At 66.8% G+C, this 15,327-nt stretch carries 17 protein-coding genes; 10 read left to right on the top strand and 7 right to left on the bottom strand.

The window, feature by feature from the left end; all coding sequences use genetic code 11:
- The first annotated feature begins 18 nt into the window (after nt 1–18).
- Together POS15_RS04240 and POS15_RS04245 are read left to right on the top strand one after the other, a co-directional pair.
- The gene (locus POS15_RS04240; RefSeq protein WP_284129045.1) at nt 19–654 is read left to right on the top strand and encodes a glutathione S-transferase family protein; all 636 of its coding nucleotides are present in this window, start codon (nt 19–21) and stop codon (nt 652–654) included.
- 56 nt (nt 655–710) lie between these two features.
- Nucleotides 711–1,094, top strand: coding sequence for a hypothetical protein (locus POS15_RS04245; protein ID WP_046274189.1), 384 nt, complete (start codon nt 711–713; stop codon nt 1,092–1,094).
- 117 nt (nt 1,095–1,211) lie between these two features.
- Here POS15_RS04245 and arsC read toward each other — a convergent pair whose 3' ends face one another.
- From arsC to POS15_RS04260, 3 genes are all read right to left on the bottom strand, one after another.
- Nucleotides 1,212–1,565 (bottom strand): arsenate reductase (glutaredoxin), encoded by a 354-nt coding sequence (arsC, locus tag POS15_RS04250; RefSeq protein WP_070425495.1) that lies wholly within the window; start codon nt 1,563–1,565, stop codon nt 1,212–1,214.
- Nucleotides 1,565–2,731: a phospholipase A gene (locus POS15_RS04255; protein WP_046274187.1), complete on the bottom strand. Its 1,167-nt coding sequence runs from the start codon at nt 2,729–2,731 to the stop codon at nt 1,565–1,567. Before POS15_RS04255 ends, arsC begins: the two co-directional genes overlap by 1 nt.
- A gap of 153 nt (nt 2,732–2,884) precedes the next feature.
- Nucleotides 2,885–3,370 (bottom strand): DUF456 domain-containing protein, encoded by a 486-nt coding sequence (locus tag POS15_RS04260; protein WP_046274186.1) that lies wholly within the window; start codon nt 3,368–3,370, stop codon nt 2,885–2,887.
- A 232-nt stretch (nt 3,371–3,602) separates the two neighbouring features.
- Between POS15_RS04260 and POS15_RS04265 the strand changes: the two genes are divergently transcribed.
- A complete protein-coding gene (locus POS15_RS04265) occupies nt 3,603–3,806 on the top strand; it encodes a cold-shock protein (protein WP_019185917.1) in 204 nt (67 codons plus the stop codon).
- Between the two features lie 85 nt (nt 3,807–3,891).
- Here the strand turns inward: POS15_RS04265 and POS15_RS04270 are convergent, their stop codons facing one another.
- Together POS15_RS04270 and POS15_RS04275 are read right to left on the bottom strand one after the other, a co-directional pair.
- A complete protein-coding gene (locus POS15_RS04270) occupies nt 3,892–4,377 on the bottom strand; it encodes a glycine zipper 2TM domain-containing protein (RefSeq protein ID WP_019185918.1) in 486 nt (161 codons plus the stop codon).
- 118 nt (nt 4,378–4,495) lie between these two features.
- Nucleotides 4,496–4,936, bottom strand: coding sequence for a hypothetical protein (locus POS15_RS04275; protein ID WP_284129046.1), 441 nt, complete (start codon nt 4,934–4,936; stop codon nt 4,496–4,498).
- Between the two features lie 96 nt (nt 4,937–5,032).
- Here POS15_RS04275 and POS15_RS04280 point away from each other — a divergent pair, with 96 nt between their 5' ends.
- The gene (locus POS15_RS04280) at nt 5,033–5,845 is read left to right on the top strand and encodes a tRNA threonylcarbamoyladenosine dehydratase (RefSeq protein WP_019185920.1); all 813 of its coding nucleotides are present in this window, start codon (nt 5,033–5,035) and stop codon (nt 5,843–5,845) included.
- A gap of 19 nt (nt 5,846–5,864) precedes the next feature.
- Here POS15_RS04280 and POS15_RS04285 read toward each other — a convergent pair whose 3' ends face one another.
- Nucleotides 5,865–6,626 carry a TatD family hydrolase gene (locus POS15_RS04285; protein ID WP_284129047.1) on the bottom strand — a complete coding sequence of 254 codons (762 nt, stop codon included), beginning with the start codon at nt 6,624–6,626 and terminating at the stop codon, nt 5,865–5,867.
- Nucleotides 6,623–6,847: a DUF6116 family protein gene (locus POS15_RS04290; protein WP_046274184.1), complete on the bottom strand. Its 225-nt coding sequence runs from the start codon at nt 6,845–6,847 to the stop codon at nt 6,623–6,625. The genes POS15_RS04285 and POS15_RS04290 overlap by 4 nt, the downstream gene beginning before the upstream one ends.
- Nucleotides 6,848–7,006: 159 nt before the next feature.
- Between POS15_RS04290 and POS15_RS04295 the strand changes: the two genes are divergently transcribed.
- The 6 genes from POS15_RS04295 to POS15_RS04320 all read left to right on the top strand — a co-directional run bounded on the left by POS15_RS04295 (nt 7,007) and on the right by POS15_RS04320 (nt 15,221).
- Nucleotides 7,007–7,837 (top strand): glycine zipper 2TM domain-containing protein, encoded by an 831-nt coding sequence (locus POS15_RS04295; RefSeq protein ID WP_019185923.1) that lies wholly within the window; start codon nt 7,007–7,009, stop codon nt 7,835–7,837.
- Between the two features lie 131 nt (nt 7,838–7,968).
- Nucleotides 7,969–8,520, top strand: coding sequence for a GNAT family N-acetyltransferase (locus POS15_RS04300; RefSeq protein ID WP_284129048.1), 552 nt, complete (start codon nt 7,969–7,971; stop codon nt 8,518–8,520).
- 109 nt (nt 8,521–8,629) lie between these two features.
- Nucleotides 8,630–10,909 (top strand): thiamine pyrophosphate-dependent enzyme, encoded by a 2,280-nt coding sequence (locus POS15_RS04305; protein WP_284129049.1) that lies wholly within the window; start codon nt 8,630–8,632, stop codon nt 10,907–10,909.
- Nucleotides 10,910–10,912: 3 nt separating this feature from the next.
- On the top strand, nt 10,913–12,856 hold the full coding sequence (gene asnB, locus POS15_RS04310) for an asparagine synthase (glutamine-hydrolyzing) (protein WP_284129050.1): 1,944 nt from the start codon (nt 10,913–10,915) through the stop codon (nt 12,854–12,856).
- Nucleotides 12,857–13,021: 165 nt separating this feature from the next.
- Nucleotides 13,022–13,582, top strand: coding sequence for an NADPH-dependent FMN reductase (locus POS15_RS04315; protein WP_266085144.1), 561 nt, complete (start codon nt 13,022–13,024; stop codon nt 13,580–13,582).
- Between the two features lie 214 nt (nt 13,583–13,796).
- Nucleotides 13,797–15,221, top strand: a complete 1,425-nt coding sequence (locus POS15_RS04320) for a replicative DNA helicase (protein ID WP_019185928.1) — start codon at nt 13,797–13,799, stop codon at nt 15,219–15,221.
- Nucleotides 15,222–15,327 lie beyond the last annotated feature (106 nt).

Below are 15,327 nucleotides of genomic sequence, written 5' to 3' on the forward strand. Positions count from 1 at the left end.
CCTGAGAGGCACCCACGCATGCGCACCACGTTGTATGGATCGCCGAGTACCGCCGCCCTGGTCGTCCATTGGCTGTTGCTGGAACTGCAGATCGAGCACGATCTGGTGCTGTTGGATTTCGACAAGCGCGAGCACAAGGATGCCGCGTATCTCGCGTTGAATCCCGCGGGCCTGGTGCCGACGCTGGTGCTGGACGGGCAGGTATTGACCGAAGCGGCAGCGATCGCGCTGCACCTGGCCGACCGCCATCCGGAAGCGGCCCTGCTGCCAGCCCCGGGGACTGCCGATCGCGCCGAGGCCTACCGCTGGATGTTCTGGTGTGCCAACACCGTGCAGCCGGCGTACCGGGCATGGTTCTACCCGCAGGAAATGGCCGGCCCCGAGCATGCGGAGGCGACCCGCCAGCGGGCGCGCGAGCGGCTGGAAGGCGCGTGGCAGCACCTGGCCGAGCATCTGTCCACGCGCGGGCCGTATGTGCTGGGCGACGCGTTGAGCGTCGTCGATTTCATGCTGGTGATGCTGATGCGTTGGTCGCGCAACATGCCCACGCCGAGTGACACCTGGCCGGCGTTGAAGGCCTACGCCGATCGTCTGAAAGCACGGCCGGCGTTCGCCGAGGTCTACCGGCGCGAGGGCATCACCGACTGGCGCTGAGGTCGATGGCAGGTCGGAAAGAAGTGCTGCTAAAGTCGGGCGTGTGCCGTTCAAGGATGATCGCGATGGGCGTAAAAGGGAGCGTGCTGTGGCTGTTGCCGTTGCTGGTGATGGCGGGGCTGGCCGGGTGCGCGGGCTACGAGATCCAGCGCCCGATCAGCGCTACGGGACAGCAGTGCATGCAGACCTGCGATGCGCGGCGGGATCAGTGCACCTGGCAGGCAGAGGCGGTGGCGCGTTCGGAGGGCGATTCGTGTGCCTTCAGCCAGCAGCGGCTGGCGAGCCGCTGTTCGGCGTATACCAGCGAGAGCGACCGGCACCGCTGCGAAACCGCCAATGGCGGCACGAGCTGCATCACTCCCACGGCCAACACCTCGCCATGCAGGGAGCGCTGGGAGCTCTGTGCACTTGACTGTGGCGGGACGATGGTGGAGCGCTGACCGCCTGCCTGCAAAGCTGGCCGGCAGTGCTGTTGCCGCAACCGGCTGCCCGCACTGACCTGCGGCGAGGATAACAACCGGTGTACCAGCCGCTGCGGAGGCAGCTGAGGCGCAGCCTTACGCCGGCAGGATCTCCAGCACCGTCTCCGGCGGCCGGCACAGGCGTGTCCCGCGCGGGGTCTCCACGATCGGCCGGTTGATCAGTTCGGGATGGGCGACCATCGCCTCGATCAGCGCGGCATCGGATAGCGCGGCGTCGTCCAGCCCGAGCGAACCATAGGCCGGCTCCTTGCTGCGCAGCAACGCGCGCGGGGCGATGCCCATGCGCGTGATCAGGGTGGCCAGCGTGGCACGGCTGGGCGGCGTCTTCAGATACTCGATCACCACCGGCTCAATGCCGTGCTCACGCAGCAGTTCCAGCGCCCCGCGTGAGTTGCTGCAGCGCGGGTTGTGCCAGATCGTCACCGCCATCAATACCACTCCAGCAGCGACACACCCAGGCCCACATACGTGGCCTTGTGGTTGTAGTCGATCATGCTCTCGCCATAGCCATCGAAGATCTGCACGTGACCGCGCAGCAGGTTGCTGATCGGGAAGCCGTAATCGAGCTGCAGCGCACCGTGCGAGCGATCACCGCCACGCAGCGAGTGCCGCGCCATCAGCGAGACCTCGTGACCGTTCTTGTTCCAGGTCAGGGTGGCGTCGCCGCGGCCCATGTAATCGGAGATGTCCGGGTTGTTGTCGTCCTTGCGGTCTTCCGGGATGCGATACCACGGGCGCAGGACCAGCGCCCAGTTCTCGCGGTCCAGGCCGACGGTGGCGATCACCCGGTTCCAGCTGCGCGACAGGGGATCGGCGCGGCCGTTGGACATGTGGTTGACACTGATTCCGCTCATGCGCCCGCGCCAGCCGCCGATCGAGTAGCCGTTGCGGAACATCAGCATCACTTCCGGCTCGTAATTGGTCTCACGGAACGGACGCGAGTTGTCGGCGTTGTAGGCCTGCCAGCGCGAGCTCTGCGTGTAGCCGGCCCAGATGTCGCCGTTGTCGCCGAACAGGTTCTCCACGACCTTGGTCTTGAAGCTGAGCTGGAACTTCAGTTCCGCGCTGTCCAGCTGCTGCGAGGTGGTGACCGTATTGACCGGGTTGGGCGACTGCGGCATCTGGTTCTTGTCGCTGGTCCAGAAGGCGGGCAGCAGGTAGACCGGCTTGTAGGCGCGCAGCTGGAAGGCGCCCAGCTTGGAGTCCTGGGCCAGTTCCCAGCGGCTGTCCAGCAGCGAGCCCTTGCCGGCGTTGGCCAGGGCGTCCTGATGGCCGTCGTTCTTGAACACTTCGCCAAGACGCTGCTTCACCCGCTGTGCCGCAGGCGCATCGGCCTCGGCCCCGCGTGCGGCCTGGCGCTCTTCGCGGCGTTCCTGCTTTGCGGCGGTGGCCGCCGCATCGGCGGCCAAGGTCACGTCCGGCGTACGACCAAACAGCGTGTCGTAGCACGCCAGACGCGCCGCGTCGGTGTCCACCAGGGCGCAGGCCTCCGGTGACGCCGGCTTCGGTGCCGCCTCCTGTGCTGCAGCGGGCAGGGCGGTGCCGGCCAAGGCCAGGGCAGTGAACAGGGCGGAGCGGGAATAGGGCAGGGTCATGGGAGCAGGGCCGCGTGACAAAAATGAATGGGTCTGATCGCACAGTGTCGCCGCTGCCCGGCATTCCTGCCAGCACGCGATGCCATGGATCTGACCGGGTTTATGCCGGTCAGTGGTGTGCTCGGGGTGTGAACGTCCGCGTGTCGTGGGCGGTCAGAAGATCCAGGCAAAGGCGAACAGGCTCAGCATCGCGATCACCAGCGCCAGCTTCAGGGCGAATCCGAGCAGGATGCCCAGCCACGTCGCCAGGCCCACCTTGGTGGACCGCCCAAGCTCGCGTGTGTGCCAGTACTCGCCCAGCAGGGCGCCGGCCAACGGCCCGACGAACAGACCGATCGGCATGAAGAACACGCCGGCGATGCTGCCCAGGAACGTACCCCACAGGGCCTTGCGGCTGGCACCTACGCGTTGCGCGCCGACCACGGTGGCCAGGATGTCCACGGCGAAGGAAACCAGCGTCAACAGGCCGAGCAGCGTCAGCGGCAGCCAGCCCACATGCACAAAGCCATCGGCCCATGCGGCCAGCAGCAGGCCGGCGAACACCAGCGGAATGCCGGGCAGGGCGGGGAGGATGATGCCGGCGATGCCAACCAGCACCAGGAGGACGGCTAGCAGATACAAGATGAATGAAGGGTCCATGCTGTCCAGTATGGTTCCTGAAATGGGGTTGACATCGCAAGCTTTTGGCTAGTTGCTTTTTCGTTTTGCTCGGGTTAAGTTGCAGGCGCTGAGCTTGGCAAGGTCACCGTGGATCGTGGCCTGATGATGGTAGATCTTCCGGATCCGCTGCATCGTTGCACCTCGCTTCCCCCTTGCTGTCAGCCGCCTGTACGGGTGTATCCAACAACAAGACAGTTAGGGAGTAGCTGAGATGGCTGAGAAGGGCACCGTCAAGTGGTTCAACGACGCGAAGGGTTTCGGGTTCATCAGCCGTGAGAGCGGCGAAGATGTATTCGTGCACTTCCGTGCGATCGAATCCCAGGGCTTCAAGAGCCTGAAGGAAGGTCAAGCGGTCGAGTTCGAAGTGGTGACTGGCCAGAAGGGCCTGCAGGCCGACAAGGTCAAGCCGCTCTGAGCGCACGCCGGGTCCTGCCTGGTTGAGACATGAAAAGGGCCCGCGCAAGCGGGCCCTTTTCATTGCACGCCGTGTGCGGGGCAGATCAGCGCAGGATCACCTTGCCGTTGACCACGCGGACATAGGTGTTCTCGCGGATCCCGCCCAGATCGCGCTGGTTGACCACGACCGTGCGACCGTCATCCATGCGTACCGTGATGTCGAAGGTATCGCTGGTCACGTTCTTCTGGATCTGGTTGCCGGCCAGTGCACCACCCACCGCGCCTGCGGCGGCGGCGATGTTCTTGTTGCCACGGCTGCCACCGGTGTGGTCGGAGATTTCATGGCCGGCGACCGCGCCGACGATGCCACCCAGGACCGCGCCGGTCGCGCTCGGCGCGCTGCGGCCCGAAGCGACCTGGTTGATGCGGGTCACGATGCCGCAGTCAGCGCAGCGGTTGGTGTTGTAGTTGCCGCCGGAATTGCCGTAACCGTTGTTGTAGCCACTGCTGCCGTAGCCCGGCGAGGTGGTGGCACAGCCAGCCAGGGCGACGGTGGCAACAGCAGCGGCGGCGATCAGTTGAATCTTCATGGTGTATCTCCTGGCCAGAGGGGTGGTCGAATGCGTCTGGTGCGCATGGGGCAGATCGTGTCCTGTGCTGCGTGAACAGCGTGCCAATCCCGGGCTGCCAGCGTGGCTGGAAGATGAATCAGCGGAAATCCTGGTGGCAGGCCTTGCAGGCGGTCTGGATCTTTTCCACCAGCGTGGCCATGCCCGGGCAGTCGGTCGGCGGCGCGGCCAATGCCTCGTTGAGCGTGGCGCGCAGGGCGCTGGCGTGCTGCTGGAAGCCCTGGCTGTCCTTCAGGCCGGGAAAGGCCAGGTCCAGATCATTGGACAGCGAGCGCAGGGTCTGCAGCCGCGGCACGGTATCGGCCAGGCTGCAGCGGTTCTGCGCCTGCGCCGCCTGCAGCAGCTCCACCTGGCGGTTCATCACGTGCATCAGCGCATCCGGGAAGGGATCCTGGCGGGCCTGGATGGCGCGCGAGACCATCACCGTGGCGATCAGGCCGATCACCAGCCCGAGCAGGCCGACGAACAGGTAGCGATAGGCGGCGGAGGGGCGGTGGGACGGCGTCACGGGGTCGTTCATGGTGAAGGCTTCCTTGAGAGGTGGCTGCGGCGATGGTACGACGCGTCCTGTCCACGGCGCGTACCGGCGCTGGCCTGCGCGCATTAAAATGTCCGGATGAACGACGTACTGCGCGAACGATTTGCCGGCATCGACCGGTTGTATGGGGTAGGCACCGTGGATCTGCTCGCCACCCGCCGGGTGGCGGTGGTGGGCATGGGCGGGGTTGGCTCGTGGGTGGTGGAAGCGCTGGCGCGCACGGCGGTCGGGCATCTGACCCTGATCGATGCCGATGACATCTGCGTGTCCAACACCAACCGCCAGCTGCCCGCGCTGGCCGGCCAGTACGGCCGCAACAAGGCCGAGGCGATGGCCGAGCGCTGCCGGGCGATCAACCCGGACATCAGCGTTGATGCGATCGCCTCGTTCCTGACCGTGTCCAACATGGTCGAGCTGCTGGACCGCGATTTCGATCTGGTGATCGATGCGTGCGACAGCTTCCGGGTCAAGGTCGAGACCATTGCCTGGTGCCGCCGCCGCAAGCTGCCGATCCTGACCGTGGGCGCTGCCGGCGGCCGTACCGATCCCACCCTGGTGCGGATCCGGGACGTGTCGCGCACCGAGCACGACGCGATGATGGCGCTGATCCGCAAGAAACTGCGCAGCGACTTCAACTTCCCCAAGAACGCCTCGCGCTACTTCGGCGTGCCGGCGGTGTACTCGCTGGAAAACGTGAAGTATCCGCAGGCCGATGGCAGTGTCTGCGGCATCCGCCCGAACCTCGGCGCGGACGCGGCGCTGAAGCTGGACTGCGGCGCGGGCCTGGGCGCGGCCACCCACATCACCGGTGCGTTCGCGTTTGCGGCGGTGGGCAAGGCGCTGGAGATGTTGATGAAGCCGAAGAAGGGTGCAGCGGCCGTCGAGGCTTGATCCGGGCGGACCGGTCCGCTCACAGGCCGAACAATGCCTCGGCATTGGCCGTGGTCTGCGCGGCAATCGCCGCGGCCGGCTCCCCGCGCAGCCGCGCCACCGCCTCCAGGATCACCGGCAACCGCGCCGGCTCATTGCGCTCGCCGCGGATGCCTGCATCCGGCTGGTCCGGTGCGTCGGTCTCCAGCAGCAGCTGCTCCAGGGGCATGTTGGCCACCAGGCGGTGCAGGCGCTGGGCGCGGTCATAGGTCAACGGGCCGCCCAGCCCGATCAGGAAGCCCAGCTGGTGCAGCTGCCGCGCCTGCTCGGAGCTGCCGGAGAAACTGTGGACCACGCCGCGCAGCCCGCCGATCTGCTTGATCGCCGCGATCACCGCATCCACCGCGCGGCGCGCATGCACGATCACCGGCAGGTCGAATTCGCGCGCCAGCCTCAATTGGCCGAGGAAGTAATGCTGCTGGGTGTCCGGGTCCAGCCCTTCGACGAAGAAATCCAGCCCGCACTCGCCAACCGCGCAGGGGCGCTCGCGCTCGAGCCACGCGCGTAGTTCGTCCAGGTGCTCGGGGCGGTGCTGATCCAGGAACATCGGGTGCAGTCCGTATGCCGGGTGCAATCCGTCGGCCAGCCTGCAGGCCTCCCGCAGCCCGGGCCAGCTGGCGGCGGTGACGGCCGGCACCACTTGCGCGAAAACACCCGCCGTGCGGGCGCGTGCGATCACCTCAGGCCGATCGGCATCGAACTCCCCCGCATCCAAGTGGCAATGACTGTCGACCAACCTCACGCGCGGCGCTTGCTCGGCAATGGCGGTGGCGTCGAGTCGCCGCGTCGTTTCCAGTTGGCCAGCAGCAGCGTGCCCAGGCCGAACAGGATTTCATCCACGAACGGCAGCGGGTCGGGGATCACCAGGGTCACCGCGAACAGCGCGGCCGTGATCTTGAACAGGGTGGGGTAGCGCAGCCGACGCGCCCATTCCAGCACCGGCAACAGTATGGGGTTGGACATGGGGCACTCCTGGGCAGATGCTGTAAACGCTATCACGAGCCTGGGGCTCACCGAACCTGAATGGGCGGGAGGATGTTCACGATCCGTCGAGATTCCGTTCAGGCTGGCCGTGCTGGAATTCACTCAAGAACGTTGCGGATCGTCCGCAAGGAGCCGGTTATGAAAAGTACAACTACTACTGCTTTGGTCGCTGCAGGTGCGCTGCTGGTCGGCGGGATCGCCACTGCTGCCTTCATGAAGGGCGGCAGTGCCTCGCCCGATGCGGTGACCGCTGCTCAGACCCGGCCCACCCTGGACACCACGCCACTCGCCGACGATGGCGCGCGCACCGACCAGCTGGCCATTGAAGACAAGGCCGGCAAGCTGGAATACGCCGACATCGTCAAGGTCGATCCGCTGACCAGGAAGGAAAAGGCCTATGCCACCGTGATCGGCACCGAGCCGGTGCGCGAGACGTCCAGCACGCAGACGCCGCATGAAGTCTGCCAGGACGTGGTGGTCCAGGAACGCCTGCCCGAACGCGACGGCAACGTTGGCGGTACCGTCGCCGGTGCCGTGATCGGCGGCCTGCTGGGCAACCAGGTCGGCGGTGGCAATGGCCGCAAGGCAGCCACGGCCGCCGGTGCCGTTGCCGGCGGCATGATCGGCAACCAGGTGGACAAGCGCCATGTGGGTGGCCGCGTGGTCAACCGTACCGAGCGCCAGTGCCATACCGAAACCGCGACCTCCGAGTCGACCCGGGTGACCGGCTACAACGTCACCTACCGCAATGAGGATGGCACCACCGGCACGATGCGCATGGCCAGCAAGCCGGGCAACCGCATCCCGATGGGCACCACCAATGCGGTCACCGGCTATAACGTGACCTACCGTTACGACGGCGCCGAAAAGACCGTGAAGATGGACAACAAGCCGAGCAGCGATCGCCTGCCGGTGATCGACGGTCAGCTGGTCACCCAGACCGCCGCGCTGGGCGCGAACAACCAGTAAAGCGCAGCCGTTCCAACGCACCACCAACACGCCGGCAACTGCCGGCGTGTTGCGTTGTGGGGAACGGGGCACGGCATGCCGGTGGCTGCGTCTGCGATCATGGCGGTACACACGCAACAGACGAGGACGCCATGAGCATTTTCGACCTCCAGCTGGAGACCGAGCGCCTGATCCTGCGCCCGCCGCGCGCCGAGGATTTCGATGATTTCCTGCGCTTCTGCTCGGACCCTGAGGTGATGCAGCACCTGGGTGGCGTGCAGGCCCCCTCCCAGGCATGGCGCAGTTTCAGCTGCCTGGTGGGCAGCTGGCACCTGTATGGGTTTTCGATGTTCTCGGTGATCGAAAAAAGCAGCGGCGAGTGGGTTGGCCGCATGGGCCCGTGGCAACCGCTGGACTGGCCGGGCACCGAGGTCGGCTGGAGCATCCGCCGCGAGAGCTGGGGCAAGGGCTATGCGCCCGAAGCGGCGGTGGCCAGCATGGACTGGGCGTTCGACACGCTCGGCTGGGAAGAGATCATCCACACCATCGATGCGGCCAACGAAAACTCCAAGGTGGTCGCGCGCAAGCTCGGCAGCTCGCTGCTGCGCATGGGCGAGCTGCCGCCGCCGCACGCCGGCAAGCCGATCGAGATCTGGGGCCAGTCGCGGCAGCAGTGGCAGCAGCGTCGCGTCACGCAGCGGTGATGCTGCACCCGCGCTTGGCAAATGCGATGGGGTGAGGCCAGACTCGGCATCGTGGGCAGGCCGCCCCATCCGGTTGTCCGCCTACGCAGCACGTCACGGAGGGTGATGCATGTTTGCCGTGGTTCCCGAGCCGATTCCCGCGCGCATGAAGGGCCTCAACCGGGCCGAAATCTGCGACGCCAACTTCATCGATTTCGTGCAGCAGTGGCGCGGCGATCCCGCGCCGACGCCGGCACCCGACGCGCCGATCCTGCCCGGCAGCACCCTGGATGCTCAAGGTTTCGCCGAACTGTTCGAATCACAGCTGGTCAGCCGCCATCTTGACCTGATGGCGCGCGTGCTGCGCGTGCAGAACAAGGTCTTCTATACGATCGGCTCGTCCGGCCATGAGGGCAATGCGCTGGTGGCACGGTTGGCGCGGCATACCGATCCGGCGTTCCTGCATTACCGCTCCGGCGGTTTCATGGCCGAGCGCTTCCGCAAGCTGCCGGGCATGGACCCGGTGATGGACGCGGCGCTCTCGTTCGCGGCCAGCCGGGACGACCCGGCCAGCGGTGGGCGCCACAAGGTGTGGGGCAGCAAACCACTGTGGGTGCTGCCGCAGACCTCCACCATCGCCTCGCACCTGCCCAAGGCCCTGGGCACGGCGCTGGCCATCGAAAGTGGGCGACGCATCGGCCACACGCTGCCGATTCCCGAGGACAGCGTGGTGATCTGCTCCTTCGGCGATGCCTCGGCCAACCACGCCACCGCGCAGACTGCGTTCAACACCGCCGCGTGGGCGGCGTACCAGCGGCTGCCGGCACCGATCCTGTTCGTCTGCGAGGACAACGGCATCGGTATCTCGGTGAAGACCCCGGATGGCTGGATCGCGCAGAGTTTCGCGCACCGCCCGGGCCTGGATTATTTCTACGCTGACGGCCTGGATCTGGTGGAGGGGCATGCACAGGTGGAGCGCGCGCTGGCCCATTGCCGGCAGACCCGGCGGCCGACCTTCCTGCACCTGCGCACCACGCGTTTGATGGGCCACGCCGGTACGGATTTCGAAATCGAATGGCGGCCGTTGCCGGAGCTGTGCGCGGCAGAAGCGAGCGATCCACTGCTGCGCTCGGCGGCGATCGCGATGCAGTCCGGCTGGATGACCGCCGCGCAGGTACTCGATCTCTACGACCGCGTGCGCGCGCGCTGTTTCGCCGCGGCCGCCGAAGCGGATCGACGGCCGAAGCTGACCGATCTGGCCGAGGTCGTGGCGCCGCTGGCGCCGTACTCGCCGGCGGCCGTCCAGGCAGAAGCCACGCGCACGGCCGCTGATGAGGCGCGCGTCGCTGCGTTTGGCGGTGCGGCGCAGCTGCCCGAAACACAACCGCCGCGCCACCTGGCGATACAGATCAACCAGGCCCTGCACGATCTGATGGCCAAGTACCCGGCCACGCTGCTGTTCGGTGAGGATGTCGCGCAGAAGGGCGGGGTGTATACGGTCAGCAAGGGCCTGCTCAAGGCGTTCGGCCCGCGCCGGGTGTTCAACACCCTGCTGGACGAAACCATGATCCTGGGCATGGCGCAGGGGCTGGCCAACCTGGGGATGCTGCCGATCCCGGAGATCCAGTACCTGGCCTATCTCCACAACGCGGCCGACCAGCTGCGGGGTGAAGCGTGCTCGCTGCAGTTCTTCTCCAATGACCAGTACCGCAACCCGATGCTGGTGCGGATCGCGGGGCTGGGCTACCAGAAGGGCTTCGGCGGGCATTTCCACAACGACAACTCCATCGCCGCGCTGCGCGACATCCCCGGCCTGGTGGTCGGCTGTCCCTCGCGCGGCGACGATGCGGCGATGATGCTGCGGACCTTGGCCGCGCTGGCGACGGTCGATGGCCGGGTCGCGGTGTTCCTCGAGCCGATCGCGCTGTACATGAGCAAGGACCTGCACGCGCCGGGCGATGGCCAATGGCTGTTCCCGTATCCGGCACCGGACCAGGCACTGGTGCTCGGCGAGGGCCGGGTCTACGCGCCGGAGGCCAGTGACCTGGTCGTCTTCACCTATGGCAACGGCGTGCCGATGAGCCTGCGTGCGGCGCGTGCGATCGAGCAGCAGCTGGGCTGGCAGGTGCGCATTGTCGACCTGCGCTGGCTGGTGCCGCTCAACGCCGGGTTCATCAGCGGCCAGGCCGCCGATGCCCAGCGCGTGCTGGTGGTCGATGAGGGCCGGCACAGCGCCGGGGTGGGGGAGGGGGTGATCACCGCGCTGGTCGAGGCCGGGCTGGGGCACCTGCCGATCCAGCGGGTGTGCGGGGCCGATACCTACACGCCACTGGCGGGGGCAGCATTGTGCGTGCTTCCAAGCGACAATGCGGTATTGAACGCCGCCCTCGCGCTGGCGCAGGACCATTGATACATGTGTGGATTGGCAGGCATGCTGCTGCCCGCTCCGGCAAGGGAGCAGGCAGCACTGGAAGAACAGGCGCGGCGCATGGGCGACGCATTGGTGCACCGTGGCCCGGATGACAGCGGGGTATGGGCCGATGCCTCGGCCGGGATTGCGCTGGCGCACCGCCGGCTGAGCATCCTGGACCTGTCGCCGCTGGGCCATCAGCCGATGACCTCGGTGGATGGCCGCTACGTGCTGGCCTACAACGGCGAGGTCTACAACTTCGCCGAGCTGCGCGCCGAGCTGGAAGCGCTGGGGCATGGCTTCCGCGGCCATTCGGATACCGAAGTGCTGCTCGCCGCGATCACCCAGTGGGGCTTCGAGGAAACCCTGCAGCGCAGCAACGGCATGTTCGCCATCGCGCTGTGGGACCGCGCCGAGCGATGTCTGTGGCTGGCCCGCGACCGGGTCGGCAAGAAGCCGCTGTACTATGGCTGGGCCGGTGAGACGCTGGTGTTCGGCTCCGAGCTCAAGGCCCTCTGGCAGCACCCGGCCTTCGACAACGAGGTCGACCGCGATGCGCTGACGCTGCTGCTGCGGCTGGATTACATTCCCGCGCCGCACTGCATCCACGAGCGCTGCTTCAAGCTGATGCCCGGCCGCGTGCTGCGGCTCGATGCCGAGGCGGTGGCCGCCGGTGCTGCCGCGCATCGCCCGGATCAGCTGCAGCAGCCATTCTGGAATGCGCGCGAGCGCATGCAGCAGGCGCTGGCCGCCCCGTTCACGGGCAACGATGCCGAGGCCGAAGAACGCCTGGATGCGGTGCTGCGCGACGCGGTGGCGCTGCGCATGGTGGCCGATGTGCCGGTCGGCGTGTTCCTCTCCGGCGGTACCGATTCCTCGGTGGTGGCGGCGTTGATGCAGGCGCAATCGAGCCAGGCGGTGCACAGTTTCAGCATCGGCTTTACCGGTTCGGGCCATGACGAGGCGCCGCTGGCCAAATCGCTGGCCCAGCACCTGGGCTGCGATCACACCGAGCTGTATGTCAGCGGCGCCGATGCGTTGGCCGTGGTGCCCAGCCTGCCGGCGATGTTCGATGAACCCTTCGCCGATGCCTCGCAGGTGCCCACGGCGCTGGTCGCCAGGCTGGCGCGGCAGGGCGTGACGGTGGCGCTGTCCGGTGACGGCGGCGACGAACTGTTCTTCGGTTACACCCGCTACCAGCGGGCGATGCGCAACTGGCGGCTGCTGGGCAAGGTGCCGGCGCCGCTGCGGCGCTGGATGGCCAGCCATTCACACACGCAGGGCGAGGCCTCGCGCACCGGTGGGCTGGCCGCGCTGCTGGCCGAGTCGGGCGCGCGCGGCATCGGCGATGTCTACCGCAACCGCATTTCGCGCTGGCGTGACCCGGTGGCGGCCGTGCGTGGCGCACAGGCGGCCGGCAGCTTCTACGACCTGGCCGATCCGCTGCACGGTGCCGGCTCGCCGGCCGACGCGATGATGCTGGCCGATTTCAGCACCTACCTGCCCGATGATCTGCTGTGCAAGGTGGACCGCACCAGCATGGCGGTCAGCCTGGAAGCCCGTGCACCGCTGCTGGACTGGCGCGTGGCCGAGTTTGCCTGGTCGCTGCCGATGGCGATGAAGCAGCGCGATGGCGTGAGCAAGTACCTGCTCAAGCGCGTGCTGGGCCGCTACGTACCGCAGGACATGGTGCACCGCCCCAAACGTGGCTTCGGTGCCCCGGTCAGCGCGTGGCTCAAGGGCGACCTGCGCGGCTGGGCCGATGAACTGCTGGATCCGGCGCGGCTGGCCGAGGAGGGCGTGTTCAATGTCGAGGCGGTCGCCCCGCTGTGGCAGCAGTTCAAGCAGGGCGAGCGCAAATGGCACACGCACCTGTGGAACGTGCTGATGTTCCAGGCCTGGCAGGCGCATTGGCGCAACGCACGCGCGGACGCGACGCGCGCATAGCGCAACGCGTGCCGGTCCGGACACGGAAGGCAGCCACCCGTGGGGTGGCTCTAGCGTATGTGGTGTCGGCCGTAGCGCCGCGCCATGCGTGGCTGACGTCGCCTTCACCGTTGCCGAAGGTAGGTCCGCCTAGGCTGGACCTTTCCCCCCAACGGAGCAAACGTGATGGCCGAATACAAGATCGCCGTACTCGTCGGTAGTCTGCGCAAGGGCTCGCACAATCAGGCGCTGGCGCGCGCGCTGGAAAAGCTGGCCGCCGGCAAGGCGGCGTTCTCCTACGTGGAGATCGGCGACCTGCCGCTGTACAACCAGGATTTCGACAAGGACTACCCCAGCCAGGGCGTCCGCCTCAAACAGCAGATCCGTGACGCCGATGCGGTGCTGTTCGTCACCCCCGAATACAACCGCTCGGTGCCGGGCGTGCTCAAGAACGCCATCGACCTCGGCTCTCGCCCGTATGGCGACAGTGCCTTTGCCGGCAAGCCGGCGGCGGTGATCGGTGCCTCGATCGGCGTGATCGGCACCGCCCTGGCCCAGCAGCACCTGCGCAACATCCTGGCCTACCTGGACATGCCGGTGCTGGGCCAGCCCGAGGCCTTCCTGCACTTCAAGGAAGGGCTGATCGACGAGCAGGGCACGATCAGCAACGAGGGCACCAAGGACTTCCTGCAGGGCTTCGTGGACACGTTCATCGCCTGGGTCGGCACCCACGGCGGCACGCACTGATCCACCGCGGGCGGGTGGCGCTTCTGCGATAATGGCGTGGACGGGCGTCGCAATGGCGTCCGTCGCATGCAATGCGACGGCCCCGGCCGATCGTTCCGGCAGGCGCCGGTATCCCCAGCCCATCCACTGCTTATCCACAGGTTTGTGCATGGCTGCGGGGCTCCCCGCGTGCCTACCATGTCCCACGCCTCACACTGCAGGAAGTACGCCCCCCATGTCCGCCCGTTCTGGTTTCCGTTCCGACCGCAAAGACCGCGGTGACCGCTTTGATCGCGATGAGATGCGCATCGACGCCCTGCGCGTGCCGCCGCATTCGATCGAGGCCGAGCAGGCGGTGCTGGGCGGGCTGATGCTGGCCCCGGAAAGCTATGACCGGGTCAACGACCAGCTGACCGAAACCGACTTCTACCGCCGCGATCACCAGATGATCTACCGCGCGATCCGCGAGCTGTCCGAGCGCGACCGCCCGTTCGATGCGGTGACCCTGGGCGAGTGGTTCGAATCGCAGGGCAAGATGGAGCTGGTCGGCGATGGCGCCTACTTGATCGAACTGGCCAGCACCACGCCGTCGGCCGCCAACATTGCCGCCTATGCGGAGATCGTGCGCGACAAGGCGGTGCTGCGCCAGCTGATCCAGGTCGGCACCGACATCGTCAACGATGGCTTCCAGCCCGAAGGGCGCGAGAGCAGCGAGCTGCTCTCGGCCGCGGAAAAGTCCGTGTTCGCGATCGCCGAGCAGGGCGCGCGCGGCCGCACCGATTTCGTGGCGATGCCCGGCGCGCTGAAGGATGCCTTCGAAGAGCTCCGCATCCGCTTCGAGAACGGCGGCAACATCACCGGCCTGCCGACCGGGTATGCCGACTTCGACGCGATGACCGCCGGCCTGCAGCCGACCGACCTGATCATCCTGGCCGCGCGTCCGGCCATGGGCAAGACCACCTTCGCGCTGAACATCGCCGAGTACGCCGCGATCAAATCCAAGAAGGGCGTGGCGGTGTTCTCGATGGAAATGTCGGCCTCGCAGCTGGCGATGCGCCTGATTTCCTCCAATGGCCGCATCAACGCCCAGCGCCTGCGTACCGGCCAGCTGGAAGACGAGGACTGGAGCCGCGTCACCGGCGCGATCCGGATGCTGAAGGAAACCAAGATCTTCATCGACGATACGCCGGGCGTGTCGCCGGAAATCCTGCGCTCCAAGTGCCGCCGCCTCAAGCGCGAGCACGACCTGGGCCTGATCGTGATCGACTACCTGCAGCTGATGAGCGTGCCGGGCAACAGCGAAAACCGCGCGACCGAAATCTCGGAAATCTCGCGTTCGTTGAAGGGCCTGGCCAAGGAGCTCAACGTGCCGGTGATCGCCCTGTCCCAGCTCAACCGCTCGCTGGAAACGCGTACCGACAAGCGCCCGGTGATGGCCGATCTTCGCGAATCCGGCGCTATCGAGCAGGATGCGGACATGATCGTCTTCATCTACCGCGACGATTACTACAACAAGGAAAACTCCCCGGACAAGGGCCTGGCCGAGATCATCATCGGCAAGCACCGAGGCGGCCCGACCGGCTCGTGCAAGCTCAAGTTCTTCGGTGAATACACCCGCTTCGACAATCTGTCGCACGATTCGGTGGGTTCGTTCGAGTAAGCGGCCGGGGCATCGCGCATTGGCCTGCACTGTGATGGCGCCCACAAACCGCTAAAGATCCCCTGCGCCGGGCCGTTACCGCACCCGGTACCAGGGGAATCCAGCC

The sequence above is a fragment of the Stenotrophomonas sp. BIO128-Bstrain genome, assembly GCF_030128875.1.
Lineage (GTDB): Bacteria > Pseudomonadota > Gammaproteobacteria > Xanthomonadales > Xanthomonadaceae > Stenotrophomonas > Stenotrophomonas bentonitica_A.